Source organism: Pseudomonas lini (assembly GCF_030812475.1).
GTDB classification, from domain to species: Bacteria; Pseudomonadota; Gammaproteobacteria; order Pseudomonadales; family Pseudomonadaceae; genus Aquipseudomonas; species Aquipseudomonas lini_A.
Map to the genome: position 1 here is coordinate 85,339 of NZ_JAUSSR010000015.1, position 12,079 is coordinate 97,417.

The 12,079-nt window shown below is 61.1% G+C and carries 8 protein-coding genes; 5 read left to right on the forward strand and 3 right to left on the reverse strand.

What is annotated here, in order from left to right:
* Window positions 1-57: 57 nt before the first annotated feature.
* The 3 genes from ispA to J2W17_RS25595 form a co-directional block, all read right to left on the reverse strand.
* Complete coding sequence (gene ispA, locus J2W17_RS25585; RefSeq protein ID WP_307341232.1) at window positions 58-945, reverse strand: (2E,6E)-farnesyl diphosphate synthase; 888 nt, start codon at window positions 943-945, stop codon at window positions 58-60.
* On the reverse strand, window positions 942-1,184 hold the full coding sequence (locus J2W17_RS25590; protein ID WP_064680011.1) for an exodeoxyribonuclease VII small subunit: 243 nt from the start codon (window positions 1,182-1,184) through the stop codon (window positions 942-944). Before J2W17_RS25590 ends, ispA begins: the two co-directional genes overlap by 4 nt.
* A gap of 110 nt (window positions 1,185-1,294) precedes the next feature.
* The gene (locus J2W17_RS25595) at window positions 1,295-2,440 is read right to left on the reverse strand and encodes a Fic family protein (protein ID WP_307341237.1); all 1,146 of its coding nucleotides are present in this window, start codon (window positions 2,438-2,440) and stop codon (window positions 1,295-1,297) included.
* 278 nt (window positions 2,441-2,718) lie between these two features.
* Here J2W17_RS25595 and J2W17_RS25600 point away from each other — a divergent pair, with 278 nt between their 5' ends.
* From J2W17_RS25600 to J2W17_RS25620, 5 genes are read left to right on the forward strand one after another with little or no spacing between them, the layout of a single operon-like run.
* The gene (locus J2W17_RS25600; protein WP_307341239.1) at window positions 2,719-3,510 is read left to right on the forward strand and encodes a YfaP family protein; all 792 of its coding nucleotides are present in this window, start codon (window positions 2,719-2,721) and stop codon (window positions 3,508-3,510) included.
* 30 nt (window positions 3,511-3,540) lie between these two features.
* Window positions 3,541-5,259, forward strand: a complete 1,719-nt coding sequence (locus J2W17_RS25605; RefSeq protein ID WP_307341242.1) for a DUF2138 domain-containing protein — start codon at window positions 3,541-3,543, stop codon at window positions 5,257-5,259.
* Window positions 5,229-5,894 (forward strand): DUF1175 domain-containing protein, encoded by a 666-nt coding sequence (locus J2W17_RS25610; RefSeq protein ID WP_307341244.1) that lies wholly within the window; start codon window positions 5,229-5,231, stop codon window positions 5,892-5,894. Before J2W17_RS25605 ends, J2W17_RS25610 begins: the two co-directional genes overlap by 31 nt.
* Window positions 5,891-10,456, forward strand: a complete 4,566-nt coding sequence (locus J2W17_RS25615; protein ID WP_307341247.1) for an alpha-2-macroglobulin family protein — start codon at window positions 5,891-5,893, stop codon at window positions 10,454-10,456. Before J2W17_RS25610 ends, J2W17_RS25615 begins: the two co-directional genes overlap by 4 nt.
* A gap of 1 nt (window position 10,457) precedes the next feature.
* Window positions 10,458-12,077, forward strand: coding sequence for a DUF2300 domain-containing protein (locus J2W17_RS25620; RefSeq protein WP_307341250.1), 1,620 nt, complete (start codon window positions 10,458-10,460; stop codon window positions 12,075-12,077).
* Window positions 12,078-12,079: the final 2 nt, after the last annotated feature.

The window sequence follows — 12,079 nt, forward strand, 5'->3', positions numbered from 1 at the left end:
GTTTACCTGATGCTTCGCCCCCTGCCCACGCGTTGGTTTTAACTTGGCGGATATGCCTTAGCTGCGCCGGTCGACAATATAACGGGCCAGGTCGCGTAATGGCTCGGCTGCCGCGTCAAACGGTCGCAGGGCGTGCAGGGCCTGATCGCGCAGTTCCAGGGCGTAGGCCTTGGCTGCATCGAGGCCGAGCAGGGCCGGGTAGGTTGGCTTGTCCCGCGCGATGTCCGCCCCCTGGCGTTTACCGAGGGTTTCGGTATCGCTTTCAACGTCGAGAATGTCGTCCTGCACCTGAAACGCCAGGCCGATGGCTTGTGCATAAGCCTGCAACGACGTCAGTTGGTCTTTCTCTGCACGGCCGCTGGCCAGGGCACCAAGCTGGACGCTGGCCTCGATCAGCGCACCGGTCTTGTGCCGATGCATGTACTCGAGGGCTTGTTGATCGAGCTTAAGGCCGACCGAACCGAGGTCGATGGCTTGGCCGCCGACCATGCCGCCCGGGCCTGCCGCCAACGCCAGGGCGCTGACCATTTGCAGGCGGGTCTGGGCATCCGCAGTGCTCAGGCGCGGATCGAGCAGGGCGCTGAAAGCCAGGCTCTGCAAGCCGTCACCGGCGAGGATCGCGCAGGCTTCATCGAATTTCTTGTGGGTAGTCGGCTGGCCACGACGCAAGTCGTCGTCGTCCATGGCAGGCAAATCGTCGTGCACCAGGGAATAGGCGTGGATCAGCTCCACGGCACATGCCGCGCCGTTGGCTTGTTCAGCCTTGCCTCCCAGCGCTTCGCAGGCGGCGTAGGCCAGCAGCGGACGCACCCGTTTGCCGCCATTCATCACGCTGTAGCGCATGGCTTCGTAAAGACGTGCGAGCTCAGGGCCGGGCGCGATGAACAGGCTTTCCAGTGCCGCATTGACGCGGGCCTGGCTGGTTGCCGAATACGCGGCAATCATTCCGGCAAGTCCGCGTCGAAGGGTTCCTCGGCCAGCTCGCCATCGCGCTCGAGCAGCACTTGGACCTTTTGCTCGGCCTGGGCCAGCGCCGCCTGGCAATCGCGGGTCAAGCCGATGCCTTGCTCGAAAGCCGTCAGCGAGTCTTCCAGCGACAATTCACCATTCTCCAGGCGCTCGACCAGCGTTTGCAGTTCAGCGAGCGATTGTTCGAAATCCAGTGCAGCTTTTTTGCGGGCCATGGCGGCTATTTCCGGTTGACGTTAAACCGGCGCGACACTAGCAGACATGGGGTGTATGGGCAAATGAGGCGGACCTGACGCCCCCTGTTGCAGCGCTGAAAAAATCATACTCAGGATGTCGCGTCATCGGGATAAACGATCTTGTATCGCGTACTGCGCCCGCCGCCTGGCAGGCGTTTCAGGCAGCCCTTTTCCAGCAGTTCGGCCAGATGACGAGTCGCAGTGGCCTTCGATACCTTGGCCACAGCTTGATACTGAGCTGCGCTGATTCCATCCGTGAAACCTTTCTCCCCGCCATGGAGCAAGCGGTTAAGGACCTTTATTTGTTCGGCCGACAATCCGGACTGCCGATGTGCCTGCCAGAAACGCGCCTTGCCCAGTACGCTTTCGATCCGGGTCATCGCTAGACCCAGGCTGCGCAGCAGGGTTGTCAAAAACCATTCCAGCCATTCGGTGATATCCAGCGTGGCTTTCTGGCTGGTTTCGAGCACCCGATAATAGCCGGAGCGATCCTCTAGAATGCTCGCCGACATCGCATAGAAGCGGATGGCTTGAGCCTCGCCTTGAGCCAGCGCCAAGTCAGTGATAGTTCGCGTCAGACGACCGTTACCATCGTCGAAGGGGTGCAATGTAACGAACCAGAAATGCGCGATACCGGCCCGAAGCAATGGATCAAGCCCCACCTGATGTCGACTGGTCTCAAACCAGGTGAGGAATATGTCGAGTTGGCGCTCAAGGCCTCGGCGCGGCGGAGCTTCAAAATGCACGGTCGGTCTGTCGAGTCGGCCGGAGACCACTTGCATCGGCTCATCGCCGCGTAAGGTGCCGATACGAATCGGCCGGGTGGCGAAATCGGTGTCGTGTTCTGGAAACAGCCATACGTGCCAATCCAGCAATCGCTGCCACGTCAACGGCTCATCGAAATGCTGAGTGGCATCGAGCATCAATTGCGCCAACCCTTCGCTGCGCTGGCTGACGTTATTGCCATCGAGCGGCTCCAGGCCCAGTCGCCGTGCCAGAGACGAGCGAACCGAGCCGACATTCAGTTGTTCACCTTCGATGGCGGATGAAGTCACTATATTTTGTAACAGCGCGTCGAGTTCGCTCTGTGCACTCAGCGAATTGCCTACGGAGCTGGCCATGCCCATCAGCCGCCCTTGTGCCTGCACGCAATCGCGCAGTAGCGGTCCCAAGCGCTCAGCTTGCCAAATGAAATCTGGCCAATCAGGCTGCTGCCAGATCCATTTGTGTGCCATGACTGGATGCTCCAAGGGTAGGGTGAGCCGAATAAAAGACTTATTCGGCTCATGTGGTGAGCCGAATATGACGCTTATTCGGCTCACCGTCCAATCATCACCGAGTTTCCTACAGCAAGTGCTGAGATTTCCGATTGTTAAAAATTATCCGAATGACTAATCTTCGGCTCTTCTACAACCCCACAAACGCGGGGCTTTCAGACGAAACGCAGGGTTTGGACCTGTAGCGCGCCGAGGATCAGGCGCAAGGTTTCGTCAGGCATGGCAGGAGGCGTCACATGCGTTCATTGCTGCTGTTGCTGATGGGGTTGGTCTGCGCAATCGCTGCCAAGGCCGAGCCTGCGGCCGGGCTGTCGGAACCGGTAGGCGGCTGGCGCTACAACGGCCTGCTGGACCGCAGTGAGTATCCTCAGGTCGCCTACCCTACGCCGCCCATAGACCGGGGCGTGCAACGCAATCGTACAATGATCGAAGGCCGGCTCGAGGCCATCGGCACCCAGCGCGGGCCCCATACCCTGGCGGTCAACGGCAATCCCCTCAATCTGTACACCGACGACCAGGGGCGTTTCTCCCGGCCGTATGCCTTCGGCGCCGGCTCCAACAGCGTCGAGGTGCGCAGTGCCGAAGGCCAGTCGCTCAAGCGCGTTCAGTTCTATGAGGCGAACAACCTGCGCACGCCGGCGCGGATCCGTGTGGTGCTGGGTTGGGACGATCCGAAGGCCGAACTCGACCTGCACATCATTACCCCTGACGGCCAGCATGCGTTCTGGGCACGCCCGGCGATGACTAACGGCGGCGGGCTGGACCCGGATGGCGTCGACGGCCCCGGCCCGGAAATGTTCACCATGACAGCGCCGATGCAGGGCACCTATCTGGTTTATGTGAACTACTGGGGCAACTTCGGCAGCGGCGGCTATAACTTCGATGAGCGCGGCAACCAGAACGAGGTGATCACCTCGCAGGTCAACCTGGTAATGAACGAAAACACCGTCGACGAGAAACGCGAGACCTTCATCGTGCCTCTGCGTGCGATCGGTGATCTGCTGCTGGTCAAGACCTTCAACTATTGAACATCCTGTACCACGGATTGGGCTTGCGAAATGAGCGATAACACTGTGACTCCGGCCACCGCCGCAACCGCAACCGCCACCAAGCCTTCCAGGCGCTGGCCGGTGATGCTATGTGGACTGTGCCTGGTGGCTGGCGGGGCGCAGGCCTTGAGCTGGTTCATGCATCAGCCCAAGGCCCCGCCAGCGCAGTTGGCCAGTGACAAACTGGGCATGAGCCGGCCGGACGGGTTGCTCGAAACCCATTCCTTGAGCCAATTGCCCAAGGATTTGCTTGCGGTGCCGTTTCTCAAGGAAACCCTCACCGAAGATTTCGTCTTCTATTACCAAACCCATGCCGATCGTCTCGGGTTGATCGGCAGTCTGCGGCGGATCATTTACGAGCATGACCTGAAGCTGCAGGACAGTCTGATCGAGCAACTGTTCGATCAACCGGCAGATGTAGCCCTTTGGCGCGGGGCGGATGGCCGGCTCAAGGACTTCCTGTTGGTGATGGATCGCGGTGGCCTGGCCAAGGTGCTGGAGCCGCTGGCCAAAGTGGCGCTGGACGATACGCAACTGACCAGGCTTGGCGAGGTGAAGGTCGGTGTCGACGAGGTAGCGCTTTATCAACTCAACTACAACGCCAGCAAGGCGCTGGTATTCGCCTCCCACGGCGACAAACTGGTGGTGCTGTCGAATCCGGCCAAACTCTACGATCCGGGCAGCGGCATGCTGGAAGTGCCGGGCAGCGTCTCGATCCAGGCCATCGGCGCATTGCTCAATGGCGACAAACTGTTCCCCGAGGCCTTCGGCCTGCAACCCCGTGCCGCTGAGGTGAAACAACGTTTGTCGATCAATGCCAGCGTCCTGGCCATGGGGTATCAGCGCTTCATCCCCAACTTCGCCGGCCTGCGCTTCGACATGGACGACAAGGGCTGGCACAGCTTTCTCGCCATGGACGAACAGGACAACCAGCCGGACTTCGATTTCAAGCCGATCTGGCATGCCATGCCCATGGGGGCCAGCGCGTGCGTGGCCTTGCCCCTGGCCGCCGTGCAACAGCAACCGCTGCTGGTGAAACTCGGTGCGGAAGAAGAGGTGGCTCAGGCCCTGACCGAACACATGGCGGGCACCGCCGGCCTCTGCTGGTACGCCGATTCGCGGCTGTACACGCCATTGCTGGTGGCCAGCCTGAATGACGATGACAGCGCAAAGCTCGACGGCGATCTGGGTAACCTGTTTGGCTCGATGGTCGGTGCTTACGAAGGCAAGGTCGAAGCGCATGCGTTCCCGGTGGTCGAGAAGCAGGGAGGTGAAATCCATCAGTGGCAGCGTCAGGTCAGCTCCAACTTCGGTCCCTACAAGGCCAAGGATGCCGAGCAGCCGGACGCGATCACCGGCAAGGCATTCATGCGCGTGAGCCTGGCACGCCACGGTTCGACACTGCTGTTTTCCCTCGACGACAAATTAGTGGATAAAGCCCTCGACACCCTGGATAAACGCTTCCCGCCGATGGCCGACGTCGTGCCCAAAGACCTGCTGATGCCGATCTACTTCGGCCCGGACTCCATGGCGCAACTGATTCAACAGGAAACCCTCGACAGCTTGCCGCAGGACATGGAGCCGGTGTTCTACAACGCTGCGCAAACCTACCTGATGCCGAAACTGCGCACACTCGGCGGCTATGGCAAATATGCCCTGACCTTGCCCGAAGGCAGTGAACCTGACGGTCACTGGCAATGGCTGCCGCTGGAGTGGAAAGCCCTGTGACCGTACTTATCCGGGGCCTCGGCTTGCTGGTCATGCTGTTGGGCAGTCGTGTCCTTGCCAGCGAAGCCGCAGCGCTCGACCCGCAGCAATCCCAGGTCTTCCGCGCCTGGTTCGTGCGCATCGCCCAGGAGCAACTGACCCAGGGCCCGAGTCCGCGCTGGTATCAGCAGGACTGCGCCGGCCTGGTGCGGTTTGCCGCCAACGAAGCACTGAAAGTCCATGACGATAAATGGCTGCGCAGCAACGGCCTGTCCAACCGCTACCTGCCGCCGGAGCTGCAATTGAGCGATGCCCAACGTGGCCTCGCCCAGAAATGGCAGCAGGGCGGTGGCGATGTCGGACCGTACGTCAATGCAATCAAGTTGATCCAGTACAACAGTCACTTGATCGGTCGCGACCTGGCGCAAGCCCGGCCCGGCGACCTGATGTTCTTCGATCAGGGTGACGACCAGCACCTGATGATCTGGATGGGCCGCTACGTCGCCTATCACACCGGTACCACCACCCCTACCGACAACGGCATGCGTTCCGCGAGCCTGCAACAACTCATGACATGGAAGGACACCCGATGGATCCCCGACGCAGCCAACCCCAACTTCATCGGCGTCTATCGACTGAACTTTCTTTCTCAATGATCGGTGCCCGCATGCTGCGTTTTTTGCCTTTGCTGTTGGTATGGGTGCTGCCTTTCTCGGCGGTGTATGCCGAAGACACCGTCGAGCCGAGCGGCTATTCGCCGGTGGCCGGTGAAAGCTTCTTCCTGCTGGCCGACAGCAGCTTCGCCAGCGATGAACAGGCAATGGTGCGCCTCGAAGCCCCCGGCCGTGACTATCGCCGGTTTCGCATGGAGCCTTATGGCGGCGCCGACATTCGCGTGTACCGGATCGACAAGCCGCTGGATTTCCTCAAGCGCCAGAAGAACCTGCACCGGGTGGTCAGTGACGGTCAGTTCAAGGGCGAAGGCCTGTCGAACACCCTCGCGTACCTGTGGGACAACTGGTACCGCAAATCCCGTCGGGTGATGCAGCGGGCGTTTTCCTACGAGTCGCGTAAACAAGTCACCGAGGAAGTGCCGGAGCTGAAGATGGGCACCGCGATCGCCGCGCCAACGCCTTACGACGCACAGCCGCAATTCGCGTTGATTCCCGGTTTGCCTGTGGTCAGTCAATTTCGTTACCCACTCTGGCAAGCCAAACCGATCCAGCCGCCTGAAGGGGTGAACCTGGCCGGTTCTTCCAGTCAATTCGTCAGTGTCGCGCCGGGAAACGTGTACATCCCGTTGGGTAACCTGAAGCCGGGCCTGTACCTGGTCGAAGCACTGATCGGCAAGTACCGCGCGACCACCATGGTCTTCGTGTCCAATACGGTGGCGGTGAGCAAGATCGCCGGTGATGAACTGGTCGTCTGGGCCGCGCGCAAACATCAAGGCAGTTCTGTGCCGAAGGTCAATGTGCTGTGGACCGATGGCCTGGGCGTGATGAGCAGTGGCGCCACCGATGCCGATGGTTTGTTGCGGTTGAAACACGTCAGCCCGGAACGTTCGTTCGTGATTGGCGAGGACGAAGAGGGTGGGGTATTCGTCGCTGAAAACTTCTACTACGACAGCGAAATCTACGACACCAAACTCTATGCCTTTACCGACCGACCGCTCTATCGGCCAGGGGATTGGGTGTCGCTGAAAATCGTCGGCCGCGAGTTCAAGAATGCTCGTGACTCGGTGCAGCCGACCGCCGCCGACGTCAACGTCAGCGTGCTCGATGCCACCGGTACCGCCTTGCAAACGCTGGCGCTGAAACTCGACTCCAAGGCGGGTACCCAAGGTCGCTTCCAGTTGCCGGACAACGCCGTGGCTGGCGGTTATGAATTGCGTTTCAACTACAAGGACCAGGCCTACAGCAGTGCCTTCCGCGTCGCCGAATACATCAAGCCACACTTCGAAATTTCCCTGAACCTGGCCAGGCAGGATTACGGCACCGGCGAACGGGTAAAAGGCAGCCTGGTGCTGCTGTACCCGGACGGCAAACCCGTGGCCAATGCCAAATTGAGCCTGAGCCTGCGCGCCCAGCAACTGTCGATGGTCGACAACGAGCTGCAGTACCTCGGGCAGTTTCCGGTGGAGCTGACCAGTAGCGAACTGACTACCGATGCCAAAGGCAACGCGGCCCTCGAGCTGCCGGCCGCCGAGAAGCCGAGCCGCTACATGCTGACCGTATTCGCCAGCGATGGCGCGGCGTACCGGGTCAAGACCACTAAGGAAATCCTCATCGACCGCGGTGCCGCGAGTTTCAGTTTGCGCGCGCCCCAGCGTTTCAGCGCGGTGGGCGACAAGGTTGCGTTCACTTATCTGAATGAAGGAAGCAGCGAGCAAAACAAGGCCGTCACGCCAAGCGGTTATGGCTGGGTACGCCTGGAAGACCAGAGCACCGGCGATGGCCAGCTAGCTGCCGTCGATAAAGGCTTCACCCTCGCGTTCGACCGTCCGGGCACTTACAACCTGACCTTGAAGGATGATCATGGCCGCGTCGTCGGCGCGACCGGTCATTCGGTCACCGGCGATGGCGTCAAGGCCGTGCCGGGCACCGTGGAAATCGTCCTAGATAAACCGGAATACAAAGCTGGCGATGAAGCGCTGGCGCTGATCACTTTCCCCGAGCCGATCAGCGATGCACTGCTGTCGCTGGAGCGCGACAAAGTCGAGGCCACAGCGCTGCTGTCGAAGGGCGGCGACTGGCTGCAGATGGAAAAACTCAGCGAGACGCAATACCGCGCGCGGATCCCGGTGAAAGACAGCTTCGCGCCAAACCTGACTTTCTCGGTGCTTTATACCAAGGGCGGCCAGTACAGCTTTCAAAACGCCGGCATCAAGGTCGTTGCGCCGCAAATCGATGTAGCGATCGCTACAGATAAAGAGTCCTATCAACCTGGCGACACAGTGTCTGTCGACCTCACGACTCAATTCGCCGGCAAACCGATCCCGACGCATCTGACGGTCAGTGTGGTGGACGAAATGGTTTATGCGCTGCAACCGGAAGTCGCACCGAGCATCGACCAGTTCTTCTATCACCCGCGCCGCAATAACGTGCGCACCAGCGCCAGCCTGTCGTTCATCAGCTATGACGTGGCACTGCCGGGCAGCCCGAGTGCGCCGGGCAAAGCCAGCCGCAACGAGCGCGGGGTGAAAGTGCTGGAACGGCCGCGTCGCGAAGACGTCGACACCGCCGCCTGGCAACCGGAACTGGTGACCGATGCCAATGGCAAAACCCGCTTCACCTTCAAGATGCCGGACTCCTTGACCCGATGGCGCATCACCGCCCGGGCCATCGCCGATGATGGTCAGGTCGGGCAGAAGAAACAGTTCGTACGTTCGGAAAAACCGCTGTACCTGAAGTGGAGCGGGCCGACCCGATTCCGCAGTGGCGATAAACCGGATCTTGGGGTATTCGCCTTCAGCCAGGCAGAGAAACCAGTGGCCGCTGAGCTGGTGATTCATTACGGCGGCACTGAACAGCGTGTTCCGGTGACGTTGAATAACGGCATCAATTACATCCCGTTACCCACATCCGCATTGACCAGCGGTGAGTGGGCCGCCGAGTTGGTGCAAGATGGAAAAACCGCTGACGCATTGGCCGTACGCCTGTCTGCGACCGGTGAAGGCTGGCAGGTCACCCAAAGCCAAAGCCTGGACGTAGCCAGCGGTGATACGCCGCTGACCTTGCCGGCGGATGCGACAGATATTCGCCTGCGCCTGGATGACAGCGCGCAAGCGCTGTTCCGTTCGGCACTGGACGATTTGCTGAGTTATCCGTACGGCGGCGTGGAACAGACCGCCAGCCGTTTGCTGCCATTGAGCATCGCCTATCCGACCCTGTCGTCGAACCCGCGGATCCGCGATCGCTTGCGCCTGATCATGCAGAACAGCCGTCTGCGTCTGGTGCAAATGGCCGGGCCTTCGGCAAGCTTCACCTGGTGGGGCATGGAGGGTGAGCCGAATGCGTTTCTCACCGCTTACGCCTATTACGCCGACTGGCACGCCAGCAAGGCGCTCGGGTTGAGCCTGCCGCCGGAGCATTGGCAGCGGGTGCTGGAAGTCTATGCGAAGCAGGCGAAGAACACGCCGCTGTTGCAGCGAGCGCTGATTGTGTCCTTTGCCAAACAGATGCAACTGCCAGTGAACACCTTGCTCGGCGGATTAATGGATGACCTGGCGAACGCCGGCGAGGGTCACGCCGCGAACTTGATGGAAGATGGCGAGGACAGCATCGTCATGAGCGATCCGGATTCGACGCTGGGGTTGGCCAGCGCTCGCGTCTTGACCGCGTCTTTGGCTCGCCAGGCGAAGGTCGATGTGCCAGAGGCTTTCACTCGGCAACTGGCTGATGCGCAGCAGCGCCTGGACGTGAGTTCCCAGCCGTTTGCTGAAGCGTTGAATCTATCGCTGCAAACCTTCGATCAGGCTCACGCTCAAGCACTGCTGCAGCGTTTGCTGCCACAGCAATCGACACTGGAGCGTGCCCTGGCGCTGACCTGGCTGCAACGCAGCATCGAGCAGGCATCGCCCGCTGTCGCACTGAAGCCGGGTGAAGGCTGGAAGCAGGAGCAGGGTGCGACCGGTGAAGTTTACTGGACGTGGCAAGGTGCTTCGCCCGTCCCTGAAGCGTTATCGCTGACTGGCGCGCAGGAGCGACCGCTGCGAGCGGCATTGAGCTTCCAGACTACACAACCGCCGGTTGATCCGATGGCCGTGACCCTCACTCGTCGACTGTCGCGCCTGGTTCCTGGCGATCAAGCCTTCACCTTCAAGCTGGAAGCGGTCGGCAACCAGCCGTTGTCCAGCGACAGCCTCTACCTGGACGAAGTGATCATCACCAGCAAAGCCACGCAACCGCTGCGCTACGGCATGCTCGAAGTGCCGCTGCCGCCGGGTGCTGACGTCGAGCGCACCACCTGGGGCATCAAACTCATGGGCAAGGCCGGCACCGAGCCGACGGCGCTGGAGAAAGCGCGTTTCGAACCGGGACAGATGGCCTACGCCATTCCAGTCGACGCCTTGAGCGGCGAATTGCGCCTGCGTCACTTGGTGCGCTTCTCGCAAAAAGGTCAGTTCAATCTGCCGCCGGTTCGCTTCACCCAGGTTTATGCGCCGCAGCATCAGGCGCAGGAGCAAAAGCCGGCACTGGGCCAGGTCACGGTCCACTGACATGACCCGGTCCCTGGTCTGGATGCTGCTGTGCTTGATGCCTGCGCTGGCGACTGCGCAGGACGAGCCGCTGCGCCTGGGCTTCAAAGGTGAATTGCTATCCTTGAACCGGACTCAGGTGATCTCACGCGAGCCGTTGCCTGCCGGGTTGGAGACCCCGCTGGGCAGTGTGTGGAAATTATTTGTCTACGGCTGGCTGGTGGATACCGGTGCGCGTGAGCCGGCTTTTGAATGTCGCGGGCAGTCGAAGGAGGAAGTGTATTGCTGCACGGCAGGCGGCAAGATTGAGCGCGATCAGGCGCTGGTCAAGTCCTGCGGGTTGTATTTTGAACCTGGGCGCTTGGGCATTACTGGCGTTGAGTGGCGCCAGTATTGGCAGGCGCGCCAGGCGCCGGAGTGGTTGCTCGACTTGCCATCGTTGCAACCTGCCACTCGGGTCCCAGTGCCTCAATTGTTGCAGGCGCTGAGCATGATGCCCGCGCAGGACCAGGCACGGCGGGTGTTGCTGGATGTGGTCTTGAATGCCGCTGATGGCAATGTCGTGGGCGAACTTGGCGGCCGACTGCGGGTGAAAACCTGGAGCTGGTTGGGGGATCGGGATCCTTCGTCACGCCAGGGCGGGTTTGCCGGGTGGTTGGCAGATGGAACGCCGATCTGGGCCGGTGGGCGGGGGACCAGTCACATGGTCTGGCGCAATTATGGTGCGGCCTTGTCATCCGTGCTGCCGGTCGAGTGGCCAGCAGACGCGGGGCGTTGCGTTGAAGTCGGGCTGTTTTCCCGCTATCCGATCGAACGCGTTCTCGCGGGGGATCAAGTGGTCGAGTCCGGTCCCATGCAGGGTGATTACCGGGTCGAATTCACCAACGGCAATCAACTCGATATCCACAGTGACGGCGAACTGTTTTTAACGGGCGACAAGCTGGTCGCCCGCCTGGACCGCGAAGAATACGTCGCCCGCGTCCTGCAGCGCGAAGCCACGTCCGAACCCGCCGAAGCGGCCAAAGCCCTGGCCGTCGCCATTCGCACCTACCTCCTGCAAAACGCCACCCGCAATGGCGACTGCCTGAGCATCGACGACAGCAGCCAGCGTCAACGGGTCGCCCCGCGCCCGGCCACCGTCGCGTCGCGCAACATCGCCGCCTGGACCGGCGACCTGGTCCTCGCCGGCAGCACCGTTACCTATCATTCCGACCAGCCCGGCCCGGATAAGCTCTCCTGGCTACAAGCCGTCGAACAAGCCAAGGCCGGCCAACGCTACGACGCCATCCTGCTACACGCCTACCCGCGCGCCAGCCTCAGTCGCTGGGACAACCCCGTCGCCTCCTGCGAAGCATTGCCCGCCGCCCAGGACTGGTTACAACAACAGCGCCGCGGCTGGCGCCAACGCCTGGAAAGCGAAACCGGCTACAGCGAGGTCAGCACCTTCGCCGTCTGCCGCCTGGCCTTCGGCCGTCCCCATGTCGACCGCGAACGCCAACGCATCTATGTGCGCGGCGTGCTATCACTGCAAGACCGTCTCGACCTGACCCACGAATACCTGCACCTGGCCTTCGCAGCACACCCCAACGGCCAGGATGAAACCTACATCGAAGGGCTCGCCCGCCACCTCTTGCTGGAATAGAC